The sequence below is a fragment of the Sphaerisporangium siamense genome (assembly GCF_014205275.1).
Classification (GTDB): domain Bacteria; phylum Actinomycetota; class Actinomycetes; order Streptosporangiales; family Streptosporangiaceae; genus Sphaerisporangium; species Sphaerisporangium siamense.
Genome location: NZ_JACHND010000001.1, coordinates 442,703 through 465,589, shown reverse-complemented (window position 1 = coordinate 465,589; position 22,887 = coordinate 442,703). Strand labels below are relative to the sequence as shown.

Here is a 22,887-nt window from a genome sequence, read left to right as displayed (position 1 = left end):
ATTTCATTGTCTCGACAGCCACATGGAGGTGGTGTCGTGGCGAGGCGGTACCGGATCGGCCTGGTCATTCCGCTGCGGGGGCCGGGCGGCATCTTCGGCCCGTCCTGTGAAGCGGTGGCCGATCTCGCGGCGGCCTCCCTCAACGACGGCGGCGGCATCCTCGGCAGGGAGGTCACGATCGAGGTCGTCGACGCGAGCGGACCGCCGAAAGAGCTCTGCGGGAACATCGCCCGGCTGCTCGACGCGGGACGCATCGACGCGGTCACCGGGTGGCACATCTCGCCTGTCCGGGAGCACCTGTCCTCCGTCGTCGCCGACCGGGTTCCCTACGTCTACACATCCCTGTACGAGGGGGGCGAATCACGCCGCGGCATCTACTGCTCCGGAGAGACCCCCGGACTTCAGGTGGGTCCGGCGCTGCGCTGGCTGCGACAGAACTTGGGGCTGAGGCGCTGGGCGATCATCGGCTCCGACTACGTCTGGCCCAGGCGCACGGCACGCGTGGTGCGCGACTACTGTCTGCCGCTGGGATTCGACCTCGTCGAGGAGATCTACGTTCCGTACGGCACCCCGAGCTTCGCGTCCACGCTGCCGCGACTGGAGAACAGCGGTGCCGAGGGCATCCTCATGCTCATGGTCGGCAGTGACGCGGTGAAGTTCAACCGGGCCTTCGCCCGGCGCGGCCTGCACGAGCGCATGGTGCGCTTCGCTCCCCTCATGGAGGAGAACATGCTCCTCGCCAGCGGGGCGGCCGCTACCGACAACCTTTTCGTCGCGGCCGGCTACTTCAAATCCCTCGCCACCGCCGACGCGCTCGACCTCATGTCGGCCTACGTGCGGCGCTTCGGATCCGGCGCCCCGCCGCTGAACAACGCGGCGGAGTCCTGTTACGAGGGCGTCATGACCCTGGCCGCGCTGAGCGAGCGGGCCCGGTCGGCGGAGCTCGGAGACATCGTCCGGCACTCGGCGGGCGTCGGCTACGAGGGGCCGCGCGGCACGATGACCATCTCCGGCGGGCACGCTCGCCAGACGGTCTACCTGGCCGCGGCGGGCGGCTACGAGTTCGACGTCATCGGCGCGCTCGAACCGATGGTCTGACCTCCCGCCGCCCGACCACGCGCACCGGAGAGTCCGCTACCTCCACGGTGACGCGGAGGCGGACGAGGCCGCCATCGGGGCGCGCGTCCGGGTTCCGATCCGTCGCGGCTACTCCGTCCTGGCTCCCGTCCCCGGCACGGCGGATTCGAGCCCCAGGTCGGGGCCGAAGACCTCGTAGTGCACCCGGGAGGCGGGGACGCCGCGCCGGAGCAGCTGCGTCCGCACCGAGCGCATGAACGGCACCGGCCCGCAGAGGTAGGCCCGCGTGTCGCGCGGGATCTCGATGTCCGACAGGTCGGCGAAGCCGATGCGCTCGGCGGGCCACGGCCCCTCGGGGTGCTCGTACCACACGTGGGCGACCGCCTGCGGGATCTTCTCGGTCAGCTCGCCGAACTCCGAGCGGAACGGGTGGGTGCGCTCGGAGCGGTCGGCGTGCACCACCGTGACCGGGCGCGTGGCGCCGGAGGACGCCAGGTGGGCGAGCATGCTGATCATCGGCGTGCAGCCGATGCCCGCCGAGGCGAGCAGCAGGGGGCCGTCGGAGTCGTCGAGCACCACGTCCCCGAACGGGAGGCTCACCGTGAGCACGTCGTTCTCGCCGACGTTGGCGTGCAGCCAGTTCGACACCTCGCCGGCGGGGTCGCCGGCCACGCGCTTCACCGAGATCCACCGGTCGGCGCCGTCGGGCGCGCACGACAGGCTGTACTGCCGGATCTGACGCGCCCCGTCCGGCAGTTCCACCTGCACCGAGACGTACTGGCCCGGACGGAACGGCGGGAGCGGGCCGTCGTCGGCGGGTCGCAGCGCGAAGGTCGCCACGTCGGGGGTCTCCTCGGTCCGGCCGACCACCCGCCAGGGCCGCCAGACGTCCCCTTCCGCCACTCCCGCCCGCGCGTAAAGGCGCGCTTCGAGGGCGATCAGGGCGCCGGCCATCAGCCAGTACACCTCGTCCCACGCGGCGGCGACCTCCGGGGTGACGGCGTCGCCGAGCACCTCGGCGATGGCGGCGAACAGGTGCCGGTGGACGATCGGGTACTGGTCGGGGGTGATGCCCAGGGAGGCGTGCTTGTGGGCGATGCGGGCGAGCATCTCGTCGGGGCGCTGGTCGGGGTGCTCGACCAGCATCGAGGCGAAGGTGGCGATGGAGCGCGCCAGCGCGCGGCTCTGGGCGGTGTTGGCCTGGTTGCCGCGGTTGAACAGGTTCCGCAGGAACTCGGGGTGCTCGGCGAACATCTTCCGGTAGAAGACGGGCGTGATCTCCTCGATCTTCCCGCCCACGACCGGCAGGGTGGCGCGGACGACGGCGGCGGACTTCTCTGACAACATCGCGACTCCTCAATATGAATCTAAGATTCGTATTTACGGGCCGGAGCTCCCCCGTACGGGTCGTCCGGCGTCCTGTTATCTGCGGATCGGCATGAGCAGCTCCACCAGTCCCGGGTGGGCGGGGACGCCCACGAGGTCCTCCACGGTCAACCGGTCCAGGCTGGCGTAGAACGCCTCCTGCGCGTCGCGCAGCGCCGCACGCAGGCGGCACGCCCCCCGCAGGGGGCAGGGCGGCGAGTCCTCGCACCCGACCACGTCCCCGGACCCTTCCAGCTCGCGGACCAGCCACCCGACGGAGGCCCGCCGGCCGGTGCCCGTGATCTCGAGGCCGCCGCCTCGCCCGCGCCTCGCCTCCACCACCCCCAGATGCTGGAGCCTGCTCACCACCTTCGCGACGTGGGTGTAGGAGGCGGCCACCGACTCGGCGACCTCGCGCGACGTGGGCGCGACCGTCGTGTCGACGACCGCCAGCCGCATCGTCACGCGCAGCGCCAGGTCGGTGAACTTCGTCAACCGCATGCCACGACGCTATCAAATGCGAATCTCAGATGCTTATTTGGGGGTGCGGAAAGCACGACGCCCTCCACGGAGCGATCCGTGGAGGGCGTCCTCGCCTGTCAGGCGCGCGTCAGCTCACGAGCCAGGTGTCGCCGCCGCGCAGCAGGTCCGCCAGGTCGCCAGGGCCGCGCTGCTCGGTCGCGTGCTCAAGCTGCTCGGACATCAACGTGTCGTACGCCGGGCGGTCGACCGAGCGGAAGACGCCGATCGGCACGTGCTCGAACGCCGGCTCGTCCAGCCGGGACAGCGCGAACGCCACCGACGGGTCGGGCGCGTGCGCGTCGTGCACCAGGATCTCGCCCTCGGGGACCGAGGCGCGGTCCACGACCTCGATGCCGCCGCCGGGCCCGCGGCGCACGGCCTTGGACGCCGAGACGATCGGCTGCCCGTGCTCCAGCCGCAGCGTGATGTCGTCACGCAGCCCCGGGTCCTTGAGCTGGTCGAACGCGCCATCGTTGTAGATGTTGCAGTTCTGGTAGATCTCGACCAGGCTCGCGCCCCGGTGGGAGGCCGCCTCGCGCAGCACCGACTGCAGGTGCTTGCGGTCGGAGTCGATCGTGCGGGCCACGAAGCTCGCCTCCGCGCCGAGCGCCAGCGAGATCGGGTTGAACGGCTTGTCCAGCGACCCCATCGGCGTCGACTTGGTGATCTTGCCGACCTCGGAGGTCGGGGAGTACTGGCCCTTGGTCAGCCCGTAGATCCTGTTGTTGAACAGCAGGATGTTCAGGTTGACATTGCGGCGCAGCGCGTGGATCAGGTGGTTGCCGCCGATCGACAGGGCGTCGCCGTCCCCGGTGATCACCCAGACCGACAGGTCGGGGCGGGAGGCGGCCAGGCCGGTGGCGATGGCCGGGGCCCTGCCGTGGATCGAGTGGAAGCCGTAGGTGTTGAGGTAGTACGGGAAGCGCGAGGAGCAGCCGATGCCGGAGATGAAGACGATGTTCTCGCGCCGCAGCCCGAGCTCCGGCAGGAAGGACTGCACGGCGGCCAGGATGGCGTAGTCACCGCATCCCGGGCACCAGCGGACCTCCTGGTCGCTCTTGAAGTCCTTCAGCGTCTGCTTCTCGGTCGTCCTCGGGATGAGCGCGAGCCCGGTGCGCCCCTCGGGGACCTTGATGTGCCCGTTGGTCGCGATATCACTCACTGTCGATCACGTCCTGGATCACTCCGGCCAGCTCCTCGGCCTTGAAGGGAAGACCACGTACACGGTTGTAACTGATGACGTCCACCAGGAATTTCGCCCGCAGCAGCAGCGCGAGCTGGCCGAGGTTGATCTCGGGCAGCAGCACCTTGTCGTACGAGCGCAGCACCTCGCCGGTGTTGGACGGCAGCGGGTTGAGGTGGCGGATGTGGGTCTGGGCGACCTTGCCGCCGGCCTTGCGCACCCGCCGCACCGCCGCGGCGATCGGCCCGTAGGTGGAGCCCCAGCCGAGGACGAGCACCCGGGCGTCGCCGTCGGGGTCGTCGACCTCCAGCGGCGGGATGTCCTGCGCGATGCCCTCGATCTTGGCCTGACGGAGCCGGACCATGCGGTCGTGGTTGTTGGGGTCGTAGGAGATGTTGCCCGTGCCGTCGGCCTTCTCGATGCCGCCGATGCGGTGTTCGAGGCCGGGCGTGCCCGGGACCGCCCACGGGCGGGCCAGGGTCTCCGGGTCGCGGCGGAAGGGCAGGTAGGTCTCGCCGTCGTCGCCGTTCGGCGTCGTGGTGAACTCGACCGAGATGTCCGGCAGCTCGTCGATCTCGGGCAGCCGCCACGGCTCGGAGCCGTTGGCCAGGTAACCGTCGGACAGCAGCATGACCGGCGTGCGGTACTTCACCGCGAGGCGGGCCGCCTCGACCGCCGCGTGGAAGCAGTCCGAGGGCGTGGCCGGCGCGACGATCGGCAGGGGCGACTCGCCGTTGCGGCCGAACATGGCCATGAGCAGGTCGGTCTGCTCGGTCTTGGTCGGCATGCCCGTGGACGGGCCGGCGCGCTGGACGTCCACCACCAGGAGCGGCAGCTCGGTGGCCACGGCCAGGCCCACCGTCTCGGCCTTCAGGGCCACGCCGGGCCCCGAGGTGGTGGTCACGCCGAGCGCGCCGCCGAAGGCCGCGCCGAGCGCGGCGCCCACGCCCGCGATCTCGTCCTCCGCCTGGAAGGTGCGGATGCCGAACCGCTTGTGCTTGGACAGCTCGTGCAGGATGTCCGACGCCGGCGTGATCGGGTAGGACCCGAGGAACAGCGGCAGCTTGGCCTGCACGGAGGCGGCGATGAGGCCGTACGCCAGTGCCTGGTTGCCCGAGATGTTGCGGTACAGGCCCGGGGTCAGGCGGGCGGGCTTGACCTCGTAGGACACCGAGAACGACTCGGTGGTCTCGCCGTAGTTCCAGCCGGCCTGGAAGGCGGCGATGTTGGCCTTGGCGATCTCGGGCTTCTTGGCGAACTTGGCTTCGAGGAACTTGACCGTCGCCTCGGTCGGCCGGTGGTACAGCCAGGACAACAGGCCGAGCGCGAACATGTTCTTCGCCCGCTCGGCGTCCTTCTTGGAGATGTCGAAGCCTTCGAGGGCCTTGACCGTCAGCGAGGTCAGCGGCACGGCGTGCACGCGCCACTCGCCGAGCGACCCGTCCTCGACGGGGCTGGCGGCGTAGCCGACCTTCTGCAGGTTGCGCTTGGTGAACTCGTCGGTGTTGACGATGACGTCGGCGCCCCGGGGCAGGTCGCCGAGGTTGGCCTTCAACGCGGCCGGGTTCATCGCGACCAGGACGTTGGGGGCGTCGCCGGGCGTGAGGATGTCGTGGTCGGCGAAGTGGAGCTGGAAGCTCGACACCCCGGGGAGCGTGCCGGCGGGGGCGCGGATCTCGGCGGGGAAGTTGGGAAGGGTGGACAGGTCGTTCCCGAACTGCGCGGTCTCCGCCGTGAAACGATCACCGGTCAGCTGCATGCCGTCGCCGGAGTCGCCCGCGAAGCGGATGATCACGCGGTCGAGTTGCTGAACCTGCTTGGTCACAGCTCGGTCCTCCTCGACGCGTCTGGGCGCCGTCGCTCGTGGCACGTATACATTTCCATGCTAGATCCCTTGGGGCTGCGCGGGCTTCTTTACGCATGCGCGTCGGACAGCGGTCGGCCCGTGTCCGTGCCGTCCCTGCGACGCGCCGGTGTAGGCCGGGCCGGGGGGCCCGCCCTGGTGGAACGGTGGTAGAGCCGGTGGCGCGGGGCGCGCGCCTTACCGGAAGCGGCTCAGGTCGGTACGCGGCGGGTGACCACCGCCGGGGGGTCCGGAAAGCCGGAGAGCCCCGGTGGCCACGAGAGCAAGGATCCCCCGGAAAGCCCGGGAAGCCTGGAAAGCACGGTCACGACCGGAAACCGCCCTCGGTACACAGCCCTGCCGCGAGCCGGCACAGGTCGACGTGCAGCCGGGAGTAGAGCGCGTTTCGGGTCACGGTCACTAACTATATGTCCCCGTCCATGGTCGCTCCGAGAGTGGTCGGAGTGTGCTGGGTCACGCCGGGGCCTTGCGGGGTCGCTCCAGGGGGAATCGGGGCGGACTTCGTCGGTCGTTCACCGGCACTTCGTGCGATCGTCGCGCCGCACGTCGTCCCTGCGAGGCGTGCGATTCCGGCCCGGCGTCGTGGACCCGGCCCGGGACGATCGCCCCCGGCCTGTACATCTCCGGGACCGTCACGAAAGTGTGGCCACGGGCCACGAGCGCGCCGAGGATCACGCGAAGTAGGGATTTACCGGCGTTTTGTCCGAACGGGGATCGGCCTTTGACCGCGACGGGTAACGTCGAGGTGACGGAAAGCGACGCGTGCCCCCGCCTTCGCGCCCGCGCGGGATCACCCGCAGACGGCCGTCCGCCGCCGGGCTACGATCAACCCGAGGCCGCCGGCCACGCCACGAGGCACGTGCCGCCGAGGCCGCCAGGTAGGAGGCCGTGTGGACGGATATTTCGGTTCCTACGCGCTCGTCGCGGTCCTGTTCGCGATCGGCGCCGCCGTCTTCGCCGGGGCGCTGCTCGCCAACCGCCTCCTGAGCCCGAGCCGCCCCACCGCCGAGAAACTGCTCACCTACGAGTGCGGCGTCGACCCGGTCGGCGAGGGGTGGGCGCAGTCGCAGATCCGCTACTACGTCTTCACCTACCTCTACGTCGTCTTCGCCGTGGACGCGGTGTTCCTGTTCCCCTGGGCGACCGTCTTCGCCGCGCCCGGCTTCGGCATGACCACGCTGGTCGAGATGTTCGTCTTCCTGGCGTTCATCGCCCTCGGCATCCTGTACGCCTGGCGCAAGCGCGTCCTCGCCTGGACGTGACCCGCACCCGAGACAGAGGGGAGAATGCCTGACATGGCCGCCCGAGATCTCCCGATGCCGACGGTCGGGCCGGTGTCCCGGCTCGCGCCCAAGCCCATGCGCTTCATCCTGAACTGGGGCAGGCGCTACTCGCTGTGGGTGTTCAACTTCGGGCTCGCCTGCTGTGCCATCGAGTTCATCGCCACCTCGATGAGCCGCCACGACTTCATCCGTTTCGGCGTCATCCCGTTCGCCAACGGCCCCCGGCAGGCCGACCTCATGATCGTGTCGGGCACCGTCACCGACAAGATGGCCCCCGCCGTCAAGCGCCTCTACGAGCAGATGCCCGACCCCAAGTACGTCATCTCCTTCGGCGCCTGCTCCAACTGCGGCGGCCCCTACTGGGACTCCTACTGCGTCACCAAGGGGGTGGACCAGATCATCCCGGTCGACGTCTACGTCCCCGGCTGCCCGCCGCGTCCCGAGGCCCTGCTGTACGGGATCATGAAGCTGCAGGAGCGCATCGCGGCCGAGTCGCTCGGCGAGCGTTACGCCGGCGACCAGGCGGCGCACGGCGCTCCGGCCGAGGGGGACGTGCGCTCATGAGGGCCGCCGTCGAGGAGCGGTACGGCGACCGCGCGCAGGTCTCGGAGTCCTTCGGCGAGACCACCGTCGACGTCGCGCCCGCCGACTGGCTCGACCTGCTGACCTTCGCCCGCGACGGGCTCGGCTGCGCGTTCTTCGACTGGCTGACCGGCGTGGACGACCCGCCCGGCGCGTTCCTGGTCGTCGCGCACCTCTTCGACCCCGTCCGGCACGCCCACCTGCTGGCCCGCACCCGCGTGCCGCGCGAGGCGCCGGTCCTGGCCAGCGCGACCGGCGTCTACCGCGGCGCCGACTGGCACGAGCGCGAGACGTTCGAGATGTTCGGCGTGATCTTCGAAGGGCACCCGAACCTGCGGCCGCTGCTGCTGCCCGACGGGTTCGAGGGGCACCCGCTGCGCAAGGAGTTCGTCCTCGCCTCGCGCGTGGCCAAGCCGTGGCCGGGGGCCAAGGAGCCCGGCGAGTCCGGGCAGGGCTCGCCCAGCCGCCGCAAGACCCTCCCGCCCGGCGTGCCGGCCGACTGGGGGCCGCAGGCGGGCATGCCCCCGCCCGCGCGCGGCCCGCGCGCCGTCCGCCGCCCCGACGCCCCGGGCGGGCCGCCCGCCACGCCCGCCGGCCCCGAGGAGGGGAAGGACGCCCATGGCTGAGGTGCTCGACGTCGCGCTGCGGCTCGTGGTGATCGTCATCGCGTTCCTGGTGCTGCCGCTGATCGTCGGGCAGACCGAGCACAAGGCGATGGCCCACATGCAGGCCCGCCTCGGCCCGATGTACGCGGGCGGCTTCCACGGCTGGGCCCAGCTCATCGCCGACGGCGTCAAGTTCGTCCAGAAAGAGGACGTCATCCCGGCGGCGGCCGACCGCCGGGTGTTCGCGCTGGCCCCGGCCGTCGCGCTGGTGCCCTACCTCATCGTCATGATCGTCATCCCGGTGGGTCCCGGGCTGTACGGGGCCGACCTGGACGCCGGCCTGTTCTTCGTGCTCGCCGTGATGGGCGTCGGCGTGCTCGGCGCGATCATGGCCGGGTGGTCGTCGGCCAACAAGTACTCGGCGCTCGGCGGCATGCGGGCGGCGGCGCAGCTCATGTCGTACGAGCTGCCGCTGGTGCTCGCGGCCTCGTCGGTGGCCATGGCGGCCGGCACGTTGTCGCTGCCGGGCATCGTCGAGGCGTGGCGGTGGTGGTGGCTGCCCTGGCAGGCCGTCGGCGCGGTCGTCTTCTTCGTCGCGGGACTCGCCGAGCTGCGCAGGCCGCCGTTCGACATGCCGATCGCCGACTCCGAGATCATCATGGGCCCGATGACCGAGTACACCGGCATCCGCTTCGCGCTGTTCATGCTGGCCGAGTACGTCGGCATCGTCGTGCTGTCGGCCCTCACGGCCGTGCTGTTCCTCGGCGGGTGGCAGGGGCCGCTGCTGCCGGGCCCGGTCTGGACGCTGATCAAGGTCTTCGCGCTGGCGTTCGTGGTGATCTGGGTGCGCGTCAGCTTCCCGCGGCTGCGCGCCGACCAGCTCCAGAAGCTGGCCTGGGCGGGCCTGGTGCCGCTAGCGCTGTTCCAGCTCGCGCTCACGGGCGTGGTGAAGGTGCTGGCCGGCTAGCGGCCCAGCATCGCCCCGCCGTTGACGTGCAGGATCTGCCCGGTGAGGTACCCGGCCTCGGGCGAGGCGAGGTACTTGATCGTGGCCGCGATCTCGGCGGGGGCGCCCGGCCGTCCCACCAGGGTCTGCGCCACGCGCGACTGGATGAACTCCGGCGTCGCGCGCCCGCCGAAGAACTCGGTGTCCTCGACGTATCCCGGGGCCACGGCGTTGACCGTGACGCCGTCGGCGCCGAGGCGCTGGGCCAGCTCGTAGGTGTAGGCGTGCAGCGCGGCCTTGGCGCCGCCGTAGGACCCGGGCCCGCGCACCGCGGCGATCGAGGACAGGTGGACGATCCGCCCGCCCGGCCGCCGCAGGTAGGGCAGCAGGCCCTCGGTGAGCAGCACGGCGGTGACGACGTTCGCCTCGAAGTTGGCCCGGTAGGCGTCCGCGACCCCGGCGGGCGTGCCGTCGTCGCCCCAGGCCACGTTGCCGCCCGCGTTGGTGACGACGACGTCGACCGGGCCGTGCAGGGCGACGGCCTCCACGGCGGTCTGCGCCTGCGTGGCGTCGGTCAGGTCGGCGGTGGCGAAGGTCACCAGGTCGGCGCCGTGGGCGGTGTTCAGCTTGGCGGCGGCCTCCTTGAGCACCGCGGCGCGCCTGCCGATGATGATCACCTGGTCGCCGTCCGCGGCGAAGGCGGCGGCCGTCGCCAGGCCGATGCCGGTGCCTCCGCCGGACACCACTACTCGTCGTGCCATGCTCAGGCCCCTTTCTCGTGACACCGGATCATTCTTACCGTCTTGCGGGGAATCGTCACATCACTTCCCGGCCATCCGCGTCCGGACCCCGTGCGATGGGACGCGGCGGGCCGTCACACGAAGGTCGGCAGCGGGCCGCCGTGGAAGGCCACCGCGTCGCCGAACGCCACCAGGACGTCCGGCTCGCCGCCGCCCGCCAGGTCCGCGTAGGCACGGTGCAGGTTGAGCACCAGCCGCTCCGCGTCCGCCCACGAAGCGAACTCCCCGAGGTCGCACGCCCGCGCGGCCTCCAGCGGCGTGCGGCCCTCGGCGCGGCCCCGCTCGGCCGTCTCCAGCACGAGCCGGTAGTAGCGCTCGTGCGCCGCCAGGACCTCCGGCAGCGCGGCGGCGTCCAGCACCGGGCCATGGCCGGGGACGACGTGCTCGGGCTCGAAGGCGGCCATCCAGTCCAGCGACCGCAGCGCCCCGGGCACCGAGCCCATGAGCACCAGCGGAGTGAGCCCGTGGAAGATCAGGTCGCCGGTGAACAGCACGCGCTCCTCCGGCAGCCAGGCCACGACGTCGCCCGGCGTGTGCGCGGAGAAGCCGGGATGCCGCAACTCCACCCGGCGGTCGCCCACGTGGACGGTCAACTCCTCGCGCATCGCGATGTCCGGGACGCGGCGGGTCACCGCCCCCCAGTCGGGCACGGGGCTCCAGATCGGCGGGCAGCCGTCGATGATCGGGTCGGTGCGCAGCGCCTCCCGCATCGCCGCGTGCCCGATGATCACCGTCGAGGCGGGCAGCAGGCTGTTGCCGTAGGTGTGGTCGCCGTGCTGGTGGGTGTTCACGGCCAGGCGTATCGGCGCGTCCGCGGTGGCCTCGCGCACGGCGGCCAGGAAGCGGCGGGTGCGCGGCTCGGTGGCGCAGGTGTCGACCAGCAGGGCCTCGCCGCCGCCGGTCACCACGCCCGCGTTGTTGAGCCACCAGGAGCCGTCCGGCTGGGTCCACGCCAGCACGCCGGGCACGATCTCGCGCAGGCCGGGGGAGTCCGGCTCCGGCCGCGCGCAGGGGTCGGGGGTCACCCTCCTACTATGCCCGGGTCCGGCCCGCGCCCGGCGCGATGCTCGGCCACGCGGGCGAGGAACGCCGCCGCGTCGCGCGGGTCGGGGAACGCGTGGTGGACGAACCGGGCGAGGTCCGCCTCGGCGACGTGCGGCGTCCACGACCCCGGCGGCGACCCGGCGGGCGGCCGGGCCTCGTTGCCCGGGCCGGGCGCGGCGAGGTCGGGCAGGTAGCGGTCGGCGGTGAACGCCAGCGCCGCGCGGATCCCGTCCGGCAGCGCGGCCCCCGGGCGGCGGTCGCCGAACTCCGAACCCGCCCTGACGATCGTGACCACCGACCAGGCCGACTCCTTGGCGTCCTCGGTGACGCCCCGGCCGGCGGAGACCGCGGCGGTGAGGAAGTCGCCCACCGGGCCGCCGAGGCCGGGCCCCTCCCCGGGCGCGGGCCGGCCGCCGCCGTCGTCGTCGTTGAGGAGCATGGCCGCGTACGACGGCCCGGTCACCGGGCAGCCGAGCACGTGCCGCGCGGCGTGCCCGTTCTCGCTCGCCCGGCCGAGGACCGCGACGACGGGGTCGAACTCGGCGCGCAGCCGCGCCAGCCGCGCGGCGTTGTCCTCGGTGGGCTCGGGCAGGGGCACGTCGAGGGCGCCCGCCGCCCGGGCGTCGAGAACGGCGCGGACCATCTCGGCCAGAAAGTGGGAGTCCCAGGCGTTGCCGCGGGGGCCGTACTTGAAGAGCATGGCCACCGACCACAGGTCGTCGTGGCCGATGATCGCGGCGCGGGTCTCGTCGGACATCAGCGGGCGGCGGTCCTTGCCGGTGCCCTTGCGCATCTGGGTGGCCGAGGCCAGCGACGCGCCGAGCGCCCGCAGGATGCCCGCGCTCTCCGCGCTGAACATCGCCGCGCCCGCGCGCCTGGCCAGCGAGCGGGCCGCGCGCAGCGCCAGCGGGCACGCCCCGGCCCAGAACGCCCCGAGGTAGGAGCCGTCGTTGAGATGCCGCACGAGGCTCTCGCGCACCTGGTGCGTCCGCGCGTCCGCGCGCTCGGGACCCGCGGCCAGCGCCGCGTCGAGCGTCCCGGCGTCGTGCCCGGCCTGGTGGGCGCTGTGCCCGCTGGCCGTCCAGTCCAGCTCGACGGTGGCCGCCGCGGCGGGAACGTGGTGCGGCGGGGCGTCCACGCCGCCGGCCGCGCGCGCCGCCAGCTCGGAGGCGCGGGACGTGCGCGCCTCCATGTCCCGGGCGTCGTTGAGCGCCTCGTCCAGCAGCCGCGGCAGCGCGGTGTAGTCCAGCCCGCTGCCCCACTTCTGCATCTTCTGCTGCATCCCGGGCCCGTACCGGGCCAGCACGGCGTGCAGCCGCTGGAGCCGTACGGCCAGCTCCCGCAGGTTGGCGGGGTCGACGCCTACGAATTCGCCCATGGCATTCGTCATTACTCCGGTCTAGGAGGCGAGCCTGCGGCGTTCGGCCTCGGAAAGGCGCGCGATGAGATGGGGCTGTTCGGCGAGGACCGCGTAGAGCAGCTCGGTGAGCTGGGCCCTTCTGTGGTTCCAGCCTTCGGCCCACTGGTCGGCCGCTCCGCCGCGCCAGGTGTGGTCGCCGAACATCGGGGGGACGGCGCCGAGCGCGCGCAGGATGTCGTGGACCACCTGGGTGGCCGCCGCCATGTCCGCCTGGCACTGCGCTGCCTCCGACGCTGCCATGCGAACTCCTCCCCGCGGCGTGATGGGGTTCCGCCCGATGCCGCCTAAACCTAAGTGAAGCGAGCGTCGCCCCACCAGGCTTCCCGATTCTGGAAATCGAAATTACCAATCGACCGCATGTGTCGTCATTAGCCCAGGTTTCGGCCATAGGCAGAGGCATGGGATATGTGCTGCGGGAAATGCACATATCCCGGACGCGGGGACGGGTGGCCCCGGGTCAGTGGACGATCGCGAGCATCACGTCGGAGGCGGAGGGCCGGTTCTCCGGGCGCTTGTCCAGGCAGGTCCCGACCACCTTGGCCAGCGAGCCCGGCAGCGCCGACAGGTCCGGCTGCACGGTGAAGATGCGGTTCAGCACGGCGGCGATGTTGTCCTCGCCGAAGGCCGGGCGCCCGGTCGCCGCGAACACCATCGTGGCCGCCCAGCTGAACACGTCCGACTCCGGGCCGACGCGCTCGCCCGCGACCTGCTCGGGCGACATGTAGGCGGGTGTGCCGAGCACGCCGCTGGAGGTCGCCGTCGCGTTGTCCAGCACGCGGGCGATGCCGAAGTCCACCACGCGCGGCCCGTCCGCGCCGATCAGCACGTTGCTCGGCTTGAAGTCCCGGTGGACGATGCCCGCCTTGTGGATCGCGGCCAGCGCGCCCGCCGTCCCGAGCGCCAGCCGCACCAGCCCGTCGTGGCCGCGCGGCCCCTGCTCGCGGACGAGCTGCTCCAGCGAGGAGCCCTCGACGTACTCGCTCACGATGAACGGCCGCTCGCCGGCCACGCCCGCGTCGATCACGCGCGCGGTGGAGAACGGCGCCACGCGCCGGGCCGCCTCGACCTCGCGCAGGAACCGCTGCCGTGCCCCCGCCTCGGCGGCGAGCCGGGCGTGCAGCACCTTGATGGCCACCCGCGTCCCCTCCGGCGTCTCGCCCAGGTAGACCGACCCCTGACCGCCCTGGCCCAGGCTGCCGACCAGGCGGTAGCGCCCGATGTGCTCCGGCTCGCCCGCCGGGATCGGCCCCACGGCCTGGACCGGGGGCGTCGAGGCGTGGAGGGGCGACGGCGCGCGGTGCGAACCGTCGCCCGGCGCGGTGACGTGGTCGCGCACGGGCGGGTTCGTGGCCATCGCGGGCGTCACCGGGTACGGCGGCTGCGGCGCGTGGCGCAGCCGCGAGCCGGGCGTGGGCGGCGCGCCCGGCGGCCGGAGGCCGTACGGGGACGGCACGGGCGGAAGCGGCGTCGCGGGCGGGACGGGGGTGCCCGGGTACGGCGCGGGGGTGTAGCCGGACGGCGCGTAGGCGTGCGGGGCGGGGTAGGGGACCAGGGCCCGCGGCGCGAACACCGCCGAACGGATCGCCAGCGAGTGGATGACCCCGCCGATCCAGTTCGTGAACAGCCCGCCCACCACGATGACGGCCGCCCACCCCGGGTACTCGGGCGAGCTGTCGAACGCGACGATGACCAGCACCATCAGGAACAGGCCGAGGAAGTAGAACATGGCCGCGACGGCCAGCATCGGGGCGCGCCTGCGGTAGGCCGCGTACCCGATGGTGAACGGCGTCGCCAGGCCGCAGGTGAACAATGGAGCCAGGGCCCAGAGGATGCTGATCGCGACGTTGGACTGTGAGGGCCTTGCTGGCTGCATATCGCGAAGAATACGGAGATGGCGGGCGGCGCGCAGGCTTTGGGGGCACGGTTATCCAGCCGATACCACCATCCGGAACCCCCGCGCGGGCCGCCCGGGGAGCCCTGGCCGACCGCCGGGACCCCGTGCGGTCCGCTCAGGGAAGGTAGATCGTCAACTCGACCAGGTCGGCGGTGAGGCGCGGCGGCAGGTCCAGCGCGATCGAGACGTCCTCGGCCGAGACGAACCCGCCCATCTCCACCCGGGCCTCCACGACCCGCCGCGCGAGCTGGCCGTTCATGCCCGGCAGGCCCGCGATCACCTCGGCCGGCGCGTGGTTGACGTCCACGAGCCCGCCGTCGTCGTAGGTGCGCGGCAGGTCGGGGCGGCCGATGCGCAGCTCGCGGGCCAGCGCCGGGTCGTTCTCCGCGAGCTCGCGGGCCTGCTGCCTGAGCTGGCGGCGCTGCTGCGCGGCGGCGATCGCGTAGTCGTTCGGCGTCTCGGAGGAGGAGAAGACCCGCTTGCGGATGATCAGCGAGTGGACGAAGCCGCCGATCCAGCTTCCGCCGGACCCCAGCATGCCCAGCAGCTCCAGCATGTCCGACCCGTCGCCCGCGACCGCCGCCACGAACGCGATCATGCCGAGCCCGTAGAGCGCGGCGCTGATCGCGAGCATGGTGCTGCGCAGCTTGGCCGCCGCCCATCCGATCGTGAACGGCGTCGCGGCGCCGCAGGTCAGTATCGGGGCCAGCGCCCACACGATGCTCCCCGCCGTGTCGCTCTTCGGCGGGGGGAAGGGCGGCTGCCCGCCGTGGGGACCACCGTGGGGGCCACCGTGAGGGCCGTGGTACGGGCCGGCGGGGGAGGACGGCGCCGTGTAGGGGGCCAGGGGCGGGCCCGGCGGGGGATACGACGGCGGCACGTACGGCCCGGCGCCCGGCGAGGCGTACGGGGGGCGGGCCTCCGGGCGGGGCCGCGGCTCGCGGGACGACCGCCGGGGAGGCGTGGTGCGCCGCGTGCGGTCGGGGTCGCCGTCGGCGGACGGCGTGCGGGCACCCTCGGCGCCGGACCGGGGGCCGTGCTTCAGGCGCGGCGACTCGCCCGGCGCGTCCCGCGCGGGGTCGCGGCGCGACTCGGGGGCGCGTCCCGGCAGGGGGCGGCCGGTCTGGCGGGGCCGTGGTGCGGTCGGGCCGTTCGGATCACCGGAGTCGTGGGGCGGAGTTTCCCGCGGCCCCGATCCCGGGCCCCCGTGGCCGTTGGTCGGGTGCATAACGCGAACAATACGGCTTCGTGGCGACGTCTCGCATCGGCCACAAGGACCACCCCTCGTGTCCGAGTAGTCCCCCAAAATCGTGATGATTGTGGAAAAGGTGAAGCTGACCGGCGGCCCCGCATTCACGAGGACGCGCTTGTGCGTCATGATGTTGAACCGTGGCTGGGATACCAGGAGAAGGGTTGGCGAAGGGTCTTGCCGTCACCCTGCGCCACATGCTGGGCAAGTCGGTCACCCAGCAGTACCCAGAGGTGCGGCCCGATCTCCCCGCGCGCAGCCGGGGAGTGATCGCCCTGGTCGAGGAGAACTGCACGGTCTGCATGCTCTGCGCCCGGGAGTGCCCCGACTGGTGCATCTACATCGACTCCCACAAGGAGACCACCCCCGCGCCCGAGGGCGGGCGCCCCCGCGCGCACAACGTCCTCGACCGCTTCGCGATCGACTTCTCGCTGTGCATGTACTGCGGCATCTGCATCGAGGTCTGCCCGTTCGACGCCCTGTTCTGGTCGCCGGAGTTCGAGTACGCCGAGTACGACATCCGCGACCTGCTCCACGAGAAGGACAGGCTCGCCGAGTGGGTGCAGACCATCCCGATCCCCCCGGCGCACGACCCCAACGCCGAGCCGCCCAAGGAGATCGCCGCCGCCGCGCGCCCCGCCCCCGGCCGTCCCTCCCCGGCGGCGCCCGCCGCGCCCGCCGGACGCGAGACCCCTCAGACCCGTGACACCCCGGCCAGGTCCGAGGCCACGGCCCGTGCCGCCGTCCGCGCCATCCGCCCCCCGGGCGCGCTCCCGAAGAAGCCCTCACCCGAGGGGCCGCGCGAGAGAGCGGAGAAGGAGCCTCCGGAACCGTCCGGACCGGCGGAGGAGCCGTGACACCCGCGCTGTGGCCTCCCACGGCACAGGAGGTCGTGTTCCTGCTGCTCGGAGTGGTCGCCGCGGCCTCCGCCCTGCTCGTCGTCACCACCCGCCAGATCGTCCACGCCGCGCTGTGGCTGGTGGTCTCCTTCGGCGCCCTCGCCGGCTGCTACCTCGTGCTCACCGCCGAGTTCGTCGCCTGGGTGCAGGTCCTCATCTACGTCGGCGCCGTCATCGTGCTGCTGCTGTTCGGCATCATGCTCACCCGCGCCCCCATCGGCCCGTCCCCCGACCTGGACTCCGGCAACAGGGCGGCGGCCGTCGTCGTCGCCGTGGCCACCGCGGCGGTGCTCGTCACCACCGTGATCGACGGCTTCCGCACCGCGTACGCCCCGCTCGAACCCGGCAGGGGCGCCGCCGAGCCGCTCGGCCGGAGCATATTCGGCAACTGGGTGCTGCCCTTCGAGGCCCTGTCGGTGCTGCTGCTCGCCGCGCTGATCGGGGCGATCGTGCTCTCCCGCACCGACATCGGCGGAAAGGACTGACGTGCACATCGTCTACCCCGCCGTGCTGGCCGCGCTGCTGTTCTCCATCGGCGTGTACGGCGTGCTGGCCCGGCGCAACACCATCCTGGTCCTGATGTCCGTCGAGCTGATGCTGAACGCGGTCAACCTCAACCTCGTCGCGTTCGACGTCTGGCTCAGGGACGCCCTCCACGGCGGGCAGGTGCTGACGCTGTTCGTCATCGTGATCGCCGCCGCCGAACTCGGTGTGGGCCTGGCGATCGTCCTCGCCGTGTTCCGCAACCGGCGCACGGTCGCCCTCGACCAGGTCCGCGACCTCGCCGAGCCGGGCCCCGACCGGGAGGCCGGCGCCGAGGCCGCGCACGCCCGGGACGGCGCCTCGTGATCGCCCCGGACACCTGGACGTCGGTCGCCGTCGTCCTCCTGCCGTTCCTCGCCGCCGCGGCCGGGCTGCTCCTGACCCGCCGCCCGTGGCGCGCCACCCCGCCCGGCGCGGTGGACCGTCACGCCTACCGGCGTGCCTCGCTGATCGCGGTGCTGCCCACGGCGATCTCCATGCTCCTGGCCGTCTGGCTGTTCGCCTACGTCCGGCACTACGCCCCGCCCTCGGTCACACCGTCCGGAGGCTCCGCCTGGAACGACCAGACGTGCGTGATCGCCGGAACCCTGCCGTTCACCTTCGACACCGGCGGCATCCCCATCACGGTCGGCCTGCGCGTGGACACGCTGGCCGCGCTCCTCGCCGTCCTGGTCACCGTGGTCGCCCTCGCCGTGCAGATCTACTCGGTCGGGTACATGCGCGACGAGCCGCGCTACCCGTCCTACAGCGCGTTCATCAGCCTCTTCACCAGCGCCATGCTGCTGGTCGTCTACGCCGGGGACCTGCTGGTCCTCTACGTGGGCTGGGAGGTCATGGGCCTGTGCTCCTACCTGCTGATCGGCCACTGGTGGGAGGACCGCGCCAACTCCCGCGCCGCGGTCAAGGCGTTCCTCGTCACCCGCCTCGGCGACGTGGGCTTCCTCTTCGGCCTCTTCACGCTGGGCGTCGCCGCCGGGAGCTTCCGCGTCGACGAGGTGATCACCACCGCGCCGTACATACCGACGCCCACGCTGGTCGCGGCGACCATGCTCATCCTGCTCGGCGTGGCCGGGAAGAGCGCCCAGGCGCCGCTGCACACCTGGCTGCCCGACGCCATGGCAGGCCCCACGCCGATCAGCGCGCTCATCCACGCCGCCACCATGGTCGCCGCCGGGATCTTCGTCGTCGCCCGCCTGTTCCCGGCGTTCCTGCTCGCCCGGCCCACGCTCGACCTGCTGGCGATCGTCGCCTCCCTCGGCATGCTGGGCGCGGCCCTCGCCGCCCTCGCCCAGGACGACCTGAAACGCGTCCTCGCCTACTCGACGATCAGCCAGCTCGCCTACATGGCCGGGGGGCTGGCCGCCGGGTCCGACCTCACGGCGATCTTCCACCTGGTCACCCACGGCGCGTTCAAGGCGCTGCTGTTCCTGTGCGCGGGCGCGGTGATCCACACCGTCGGCTCCAACCTGATGAGCGACATGGGCGGCCTGCGCCGCTCCATGACGATCACCTTCCCCGCCATGACCATCGGCCTCGCCGCCCTCGCCGGTCTGCCGCCCACCAGCGGCTTCTTCAGCAAGGACGCCGTGCTCGCCGCCATCGAGCACTCCACCGGCGGCCACGTCCTCACCGACGCGGCGGCCTGGCTGCTGTACGGCTGCGCGCTGCTCACCGTCGCCGTCACCGGCGCGTACGCCACCCGCCTCTGGCTGCGCACGTTCTTCGGCCCGAGCCGCGTCCACAACGTCGGCCTGCCCGAGCCCGAGCCCGGCGTCGCCCACGTCTACGACGGCCGCGAGGCCCCGCCGTCCATGCTCTGGCCCATCGCCGCGCTCGCCGTCCCCGCGCTGCTGCTCGGCTTCGCCGGGGCGGACCTGCTGGAGTGGCCGTCGGCGGTCACCAGCGTCCTCGTGGCCCTGCTCGGCGCGGGCGTCGTCTACGCGGCCTGGCGCGCCGACCCCGCCGCCGACCCGGCCCGCGTCCTCGGCGCCCTGCGGGCCCCGTGCGAGGCGGCCTTCCACGTCGACGCCGTCTACCACCGGCTGTTCGTCGCCCCGGTGCTGTGGCTGGCCGGCGTCGTCGCCCGCGCGGACGACACCGTCGTGGACGGCGCGGTGCGCGGATCCGGCAGGCTCACGCTCGCCGCCTCCGGGGCGCTGCGCCGCGTCCAGACCGGCAACGCGCAGCTCTACCTCACCGGCGTCCTCACCGGCGTACTGATCCTCGTGGTCGCGGCGGTGGTGCTGGGATGAACGCCTCGCTCTCCGCGGCACCCGGGCCCACGGGCGCGTTCGTCGTGGCCGGGGCGGTGACGCCCGGATGAACCTCCTGCCGGTCGCCCTCCTCGCCGTTCCGCTCGCCGGCGCGGCCGTGCTGCTGTTCACCCGCGCCGCGCCCCGCTGGTACGGCGCCGCGGTCTCGGGCGTCACCCTGGCCCTGGCCGTGGCGATGGCCGCGGGCTTCGACGCCGGCAGGGCCGGGGACGTGCAGTTCGCGATCGACCGCCCCTGGATCCCCGGGCTCGCGCTGCGGTTCCACCTCGGCGTTGACGGGGTGTCGCTGCCGCTCGTGGTGATGACGGCGCTGCTGTCGTTCCTGTGCTTCCTCTACCTGACCCGCCACCGTCCCGCGGGCGGACGCCATCGCGCGCTGGTGTTCACGCTGCTGGTGCTCGAAGTCGGCATGATCGGGACCTTCCTGGCGCTGGACCTGCTGCTGTTCTTCGTGTTCTTCGAGATCGTCCTCGTCCCGATGTACTTCGTCATCGCGGTCTGGGGCGGCGCGGGGCGCGGGGCCGCGGCGGTGAAGTTCATCCTCTACACCCTGCTCGGCTCGGCCGTCCTCCTGCTCGGCCTGCTGCTGATCTGGGCGCACACCGGCACCCTGGACATGGTCCGGCTGGCCGGGGCCCACGGGGCGGGCCTGCCGCGCGGCGTCCAGGTGCTCGCGTTCCTCGCGGTCGCGCTGGGGTTCGCGGTCAAGGCGCCGATGTGGCCCCTGCACACCTGGCTCCCCGCCGCGCACACCGAGGCGCCGACCGTCGGGTCGGTGCTGCTCGCGGGCGTCCTGCTCAAGATGGGCACCTACGGGCTCGCGCGCATCGCCATCCCGGTCCTGCCCGAGGGGGCCGCCGCCGTGGCGCCGTTCCTCGGCGCGTTCGCCGTGGCGGGCATCGTGTACGGGTCGCTGGCCTGCCTGGCGCAGCGCGACCTCAAGCGCATGATCGCGTACTCGTCGGTGGGGCACATGGGGTTCGTCCTGCTGGGGCTGGCGACGCTCACGCCCGTCGGGATGAACGCCGCTTTGTTCGGAAATATCGCCCATGGCGTGATCACGGGCCTGTTGTTCTTCCTCGCCGGCGCCGTCAAAGAGCGCTACGGCACCACCGAGATGTCCCGGCTCGGCAGCGGCATGCTCGGCCGCCTGCCGTACCTGGCCTCACTGCTCACCTTCGCCGCCGTCGCCTCGCTCGGCGTGCCCGGGCTGGCCGGGTTCTGGGGCGAGATGCTGGCGCTGCTCGGCGCCTTCCAGCCCGCCCCCGGCCAGTCACGGCCGCTGTTCCTCACCTTCATGGCCGCCGGCGGCCTCGGCGGCGTGCTCACGGCGGCCTACTTCCTCCTCATGCTCTCCCGCCTGACCCACGGCACGCCCCGCGAGCCGCTGCCCGCCCTCGCCTACCCCAGCGGCGGCCCCGCGCCCGGGGAACCGCTGATCGCCACCGCCGAGACACCGGAGGAACCCCGCGTCCGCACCCCGCCCGACGCGTCACCGGCGCGCGCCGAACCCGTCCGGCCGGTCGAAAGGGCGGAGGGGATGGAGCCTGTCGAGCCCGTCGCGACCGACACCGCCGTGGCCGAGGAGCGTGAGGCCCGGCTCGCCGCCGGAGAGGGCGCCGTGCCCCCTGGCCCGGCCGCCCGCCCCGGCCGTCCAGGCGACGTGACCCCGTACGAGCTGGCGTCCTGGATCCCGCTGGTGGTCCTCACGCTCGTCCTGGGCCTCTGGCCCAAGCTGCTCCTCACCCTCACCGACCCGGCCGTCCAGGCGTACCTGGGGGCACGATGATCCAGTCGATCGACTACGCGGCCATCGCGCCCCCGCTGATCCTGGCGCTGCTGGCCGGGGCGGTACTGCTGCTGGACGCCTTCCTGCCGCGCACGCCCGCCACCCGTACGGCCCTCGGCCTCGTCACGCTCGCCGGCGTCCTCGGCGCGCTGGCCGCCGTCGCCGTCCAGGCCGCGCGCGGCGCCCGGCTCAGCACGTTCTGCGTGCCCGCCGAGCCCTCGGGCGTCCCCGCCTCGTGCTCGTACGTCGCCGACGGCCTCACCCTGATCTTCGCGGCCATCGTCCTCGCCACCGCCGTGGTGATCGTCCTGCTCTCGATGGCCCAGCTCGCCGGCGCGGCCATCCCGGCGGGGGAGTGGTACTTCCTGCTGCTGTGCGCGCTGACCGGCGCCGTCACGCTGCCCGCGTCCCGCGACCTCGTCATGCTGGTCGTCGCGCTGGAACTGGTGTCGCTGCCCGTGTTCGCGCTCACCGCGCTCAAGCGGTACGACGCGCGGGCGTCGGAGGCGGCGCTGAAGCTGTTCCTGGTCTCGGTCACCTCCACGGCGATCATGCTGTTCGGCGTCTCGCTGATCTACGGCCTGACCGCGTCCGTGCACCTCGACCGTATCGCCGCCCGCCTCGCCGCGCCCCCGGCGGCCGTCCCCGCCGGGGTGGTCACCGTCGCGGTCGTGCTCGTCCTGGCAGGCTTCGCCTTCAAGATCGCCGCCGTTCCCTTCCACTTCTGGGCCGGCGACGTCTACCAGGGCGCGCCCGTCCCGGTGGCCGCGTTCCTCTCGGTCATCTCCAAGGCCGCCGGGTTCGCCGGGCTCATCCTGGTCCTGACGATCGCGCTCGCGGGCCAGGCGGCCCTGTGGGGACCGGTCGTGGCCGTCCTGGCCGCGCTCACCATGACCGCGGGCAACCTGCTCGCCCTGCGGCAGCGGCACGCCGTACGGCTGCTCGCCTGGTCCTCGGTCGCCCAGTCCGGCTACATCCTCGCCGCGCTGGCCGTGGCCGCGAAGACGTCCGTGGCGGCGTCCACCGCCTACCTCGCCATCTACGCGGCCATGAACGCGGGCGCGTTCGCGGTCGTGATGACCACCGGCGGGCGCGACGAGCTGGAGGACTACCGGGGGCTGGCCTTCCGCCGGCCCGCCGCCGCGGTCGCGCTCGGCTTCTTCCTGATCTGCCTGGCCGGCCTCCCGCCCGGCCTGTCCGGGCTCTTCGCCAAGATCGTGGTGTTCCGCGAGATCGTCCAGGGCGGCCTCGGATGGCTGGCCGTGGTCATGGCGGTCAACACCGTGATCGGGCTCTACTACTACATCGCCTGGACCGCCCGCCTCTTCACCCCGGCCCCCGGCGCGCGGCCCGCGGGAGGTGGCCCCGGCCGGCCGGTGGCGATCGCCGTCGCCGCCGCGCTGCTCGTGTCCGTGGCGTTCTCCGTGGCGCCGCAACTCGTCCTCTCCGCCGTCGGCTGACCCCGCCCGGCGGTGCCGCCCGCCGCCCGGTTGTCGCGATCGTGCGCTCCGCCATGGGCTTAAGCCGCCACGCCCGGTCGCCGGGAACG

General features: G+C 72.7%; 22 protein-coding genes. 11 read left to right on the top strand and 11 right to left on the bottom strand.

Annotated features, from left to right (window positions below; all coding sequences use genetic code 11):
- Window positions 1-36 precede the first annotated feature (36 nt).
- On the top strand, window positions 37-1,098 hold the full coding sequence (locus BJ982_RS02105; protein WP_239123716.1) for a substrate-binding domain-containing protein: 1,062 nt from the start codon (window positions 37-39) through the stop codon (window positions 1,096-1,098).
- A 108-nt stretch (window positions 1,099-1,206) separates the two neighbouring features.
- Here BJ982_RS02105 and BJ982_RS02100 read toward each other — a convergent pair whose 3' ends face one another.
- The 5 genes from BJ982_RS02100 to BJ982_RS40215 form a co-directional block, all read right to left on the bottom strand.
- Window positions 1,207-2,424, bottom strand: a complete 1,218-nt coding sequence (locus BJ982_RS02100) for a globin domain-containing protein (protein ID WP_184876024.1) — start codon at window positions 2,422-2,424, stop codon at window positions 1,207-1,209.
- A 75-nt stretch (window positions 2,425-2,499) separates the two neighbouring features.
- A complete protein-coding gene (locus BJ982_RS02095; RefSeq protein ID WP_184876023.1) occupies window positions 2,500-2,943 on the bottom strand; it encodes an RrF2 family transcriptional regulator in 444 nt (147 codons plus the stop codon).
- 109 nt (window positions 2,944-3,052) lie between these two features.
- Window positions 3,053-4,126, bottom strand: a complete 1,074-nt coding sequence (locus tag BJ982_RS02090) for a 2-oxoacid:ferredoxin oxidoreductase subunit beta (protein ID WP_184876021.1) — start codon at window positions 4,124-4,126, stop codon at window positions 3,053-3,055.
- Window positions 4,119-5,972: a 2-oxoacid:acceptor oxidoreductase subunit alpha gene (locus BJ982_RS02085; protein WP_184876019.1), complete on the bottom strand. Its 1,854-nt coding sequence runs from the start codon at window positions 5,970-5,972 to the stop codon at window positions 4,119-4,121. Before BJ982_RS02085 ends, BJ982_RS02090 begins: the two co-directional genes overlap by 8 nt.
- A gap of 343 nt (window positions 5,973-6,315) precedes the next feature.
- Entirely contained in the window at window positions 6,316-6,405 is a 90-nt protein-coding gene (locus BJ982_RS40215; RefSeq protein ID WP_311745338.1) for a putative leader peptide, read from the bottom strand.
- A 496-nt stretch (window positions 6,406-6,901) separates the two neighbouring features.
- On the opposite strand from BJ982_RS40215, the gene BJ982_RS02080 reads away from it, so the two are divergent.
- The 4 genes from BJ982_RS02080 to nuoH are packed head-to-tail and all read left to right on the top strand — an operon-like array spanning window position 6,902 to window position 9,448.
- Window positions 6,902-7,273, top strand: coding sequence for an NADH-quinone oxidoreductase subunit A (locus BJ982_RS02080; protein ID WP_184876017.1), 372 nt, complete (start codon window positions 6,902-6,904; stop codon window positions 7,271-7,273).
- A 33-nt stretch (window positions 7,274-7,306) separates the two neighbouring features.
- A complete protein-coding gene (locus BJ982_RS02075) occupies window positions 7,307-7,858 on the top strand; it encodes an NADH-quinone oxidoreductase subunit B (protein ID WP_184876016.1) in 552 nt (183 codons plus the stop codon).
- Complete coding sequence (locus BJ982_RS02070) at window positions 7,855-8,502, top strand: NADH-quinone oxidoreductase subunit C (protein ID WP_184876014.1); 648 nt, start codon at window positions 7,855-7,857, stop codon at window positions 8,500-8,502. The genes BJ982_RS02075 and BJ982_RS02070 overlap by 4 nt, the downstream gene beginning before the upstream one ends.
- Window positions 8,495-9,448 carry an NADH-quinone oxidoreductase subunit NuoH gene (nuoH, locus tag BJ982_RS02065; protein WP_184876012.1) on the top strand — a complete coding sequence of 318 codons (954 nt, stop codon included), beginning with the start codon at window positions 8,495-8,497 and terminating at the stop codon, window positions 9,446-9,448. Before BJ982_RS02070 ends, nuoH begins: the two co-directional genes overlap by 8 nt.
- Here the strand turns inward: nuoH and BJ982_RS02060 are convergent.
- The 6 genes from BJ982_RS02060 to BJ982_RS38845 all read right to left on the bottom strand — a co-directional run bounded on the left by BJ982_RS02060 (window position 9,445) and on the right by BJ982_RS38845 (window position 15,813).
- Window positions 9,445-10,188, bottom strand: coding sequence for an SDR family NAD(P)-dependent oxidoreductase (locus BJ982_RS02060; RefSeq protein WP_184876010.1), 744 nt, complete (start codon window positions 10,186-10,188; stop codon window positions 9,445-9,447). The genes nuoH and BJ982_RS02060 overlap by 4 nt on opposite strands.
- Window positions 10,189-10,301: 113 nt before the next feature.
- Complete coding sequence (locus BJ982_RS38860) at window positions 10,302-11,252, bottom strand: MBL fold metallo-hydrolase (RefSeq protein WP_239123714.1); 951 nt, start codon at window positions 11,250-11,252, stop codon at window positions 10,302-10,304.
- A complete protein-coding gene (locus BJ982_RS38855) occupies window positions 11,249-12,649 on the bottom strand; it encodes a hypothetical protein (protein ID WP_184876008.1) in 1,401 nt (466 codons plus the stop codon). The genes BJ982_RS38860 and BJ982_RS38855 overlap by 4 nt, the downstream gene beginning before the upstream one ends.
- Window positions 12,650-12,670: 21 nt before the next feature.
- On the bottom strand, window positions 12,671-12,931 hold the full coding sequence (locus BJ982_RS38850) for a hypothetical protein (RefSeq protein ID WP_184876006.1): 261 nt from the start codon (window positions 12,929-12,931) through the stop codon (window positions 12,671-12,673).
- A gap of 217 nt (window positions 12,932-13,148) precedes the next feature.
- Complete coding sequence (locus tag BJ982_RS02040) at window positions 13,149-14,564, bottom strand: serine/threonine-protein kinase (RefSeq protein ID WP_184876004.1); 1,416 nt, start codon at window positions 14,562-14,564, stop codon at window positions 13,149-13,151.
- A gap of 136 nt (window positions 14,565-14,700) precedes the next feature.
- Window positions 14,701-15,813: a ComEA family DNA-binding protein gene (locus tag BJ982_RS38845; protein ID WP_239123713.1), complete on the bottom strand. Its 1,113-nt coding sequence runs from the start codon at window positions 15,811-15,813 to the stop codon at window positions 14,701-14,703.
- 185 nt (window positions 15,814-15,998) lie between these two features.
- Here BJ982_RS38845 and BJ982_RS02030 point away from each other — a divergent pair, with 185 nt between their 5' ends.
- The 6 genes from BJ982_RS02030 to BJ982_RS02005 all read left to right on the top strand — a co-directional run bounded on the left by BJ982_RS02030 (window position 15,999) and on the right by BJ982_RS02005 (window position 22,798).
- Window positions 15,999-16,691, top strand: coding sequence for a NuoI/complex I 23 kDa subunit family protein (locus BJ982_RS02030; protein WP_239123711.1), 693 nt, complete (start codon window positions 15,999-16,001; stop codon window positions 16,689-16,691).
- A complete protein-coding gene (locus BJ982_RS02025) occupies window positions 16,688-17,218 on the top strand; it encodes an NADH-quinone oxidoreductase subunit J family protein (protein ID WP_184876002.1) in 531 nt (176 codons plus the stop codon). The genes BJ982_RS02030 and BJ982_RS02025 overlap by 4 nt, the downstream gene beginning before the upstream one ends.
- Window position 17,219: 1 nt before the next feature.
- Window positions 17,220-17,582, top strand: coding sequence for an NADH-quinone oxidoreductase subunit NuoK (gene nuoK, locus BJ982_RS02020; protein WP_184876000.1), 363 nt, complete (start codon window positions 17,220-17,222; stop codon window positions 17,580-17,582).
- A complete protein-coding gene (locus BJ982_RS02015) occupies window positions 17,579-19,528 on the top strand; it encodes an NADH-quinone oxidoreductase subunit 5 family protein (protein WP_239123709.1) in 1,950 nt (649 codons plus the stop codon). Before nuoK ends, BJ982_RS02015 begins: the two co-directional genes overlap by 4 nt.
- Before the next feature lie 67 nt (window positions 19,529-19,595).
- Window positions 19,596-21,338 carry a complex I subunit 4 family protein gene (locus BJ982_RS02010; protein ID WP_184875998.1) on the top strand — a complete coding sequence of 581 codons (1,743 nt, stop codon included), beginning with the start codon at window positions 19,596-19,598 and terminating at the stop codon, window positions 21,336-21,338.
- A complete protein-coding gene (locus tag BJ982_RS02005) occupies window positions 21,335-22,798 on the top strand; it encodes an NADH-quinone oxidoreductase subunit N (RefSeq protein WP_184875995.1) in 1,464 nt (487 codons plus the stop codon). The genes BJ982_RS02010 and BJ982_RS02005 overlap by 4 nt, the downstream gene beginning before the upstream one ends.
- Window positions 22,799-22,887 lie beyond the last annotated feature (89 nt).

What these genes read in the sequence shown, in the direction of transcription:
- BJ982_RS02060 (WP_184876010.1), bottom strand. Translation starts at nt 10,188, where the DNA reads ATGGCACGACGAGTAGTGGTGTCCGGCGGAGGCACCGGCATCGGCCTG.
- BJ982_RS02010 (WP_184875998.1), top strand. Translation starts at nt 19,596, where the DNA reads ATGAACCTCCTGCCGGTCGCCCTCCTCGCCGTTCCGCTCGCCGGCGCG.
- BJ982_RS38850 (WP_184876006.1), bottom strand. Translation starts at nt 12,931, where the DNA reads ATGGCAGCGTCGGAGGCAGCGCAGTGCCAGGCGGACATGGCGGCGGCC.
- BJ982_RS38845 (WP_239123713.1), bottom strand. Translation starts at nt 15,813, where the DNA reads ATGCACCCGACCAACGGCCACGGGGGCCCGGGATCGGGGCCGCGGGAA.
- BJ982_RS02100 (WP_184876024.1), bottom strand. Translation starts at nt 2,424, where the DNA reads ATGTTGTCAGAGAAGTCCGCCGCCGTCGTCCGCGCCACCCTGCCGGTC.
- BJ982_RS02040 (WP_184876004.1), bottom strand. Translation starts at nt 14,564, where the DNA reads ATGCAGCCAGCAAGGCCCTCACAGTCCAACGTCGCGATCAGCATCCTC.
- nuoH (WP_184876012.1), top strand. Translation starts at nt 8,495, where the DNA reads ATGGCTGAGGTGCTCGACGTCGCGCTGCGGCTCGTGGTGATCGTCATC.
- BJ982_RS02005 (WP_184875995.1), top strand. Translation starts at nt 21,335, where the DNA reads ATGATCCAGTCGATCGACTACGCGGCCATCGCGCCCCCGCTGATCCTG.
- BJ982_RS02075 (WP_184876016.1), top strand. Translation starts at nt 7,307, where the DNA reads ATGGCCGCCCGAGATCTCCCGATGCCGACGGTCGGGCCGGTGTCCCGG.
- BJ982_RS38855 (WP_184876008.1), bottom strand. Translation starts at nt 12,649, where the DNA reads ATGGGCGAATTCGTAGGCGTCGACCCCGCCAACCTGCGGGAGCTGGCC.
- BJ982_RS02070 (WP_184876014.1), top strand. Translation starts at nt 7,855, where the DNA reads ATGAGGGCCGCCGTCGAGGAGCGGTACGGCGACCGCGCGCAGGTCTCG.
- BJ982_RS02095 (WP_184876023.1), bottom strand. Translation starts at nt 2,943, where the DNA reads ATGCGGTTGACGAAGTTCACCGACCTGGCGCTGCGCGTGACGATGCGG.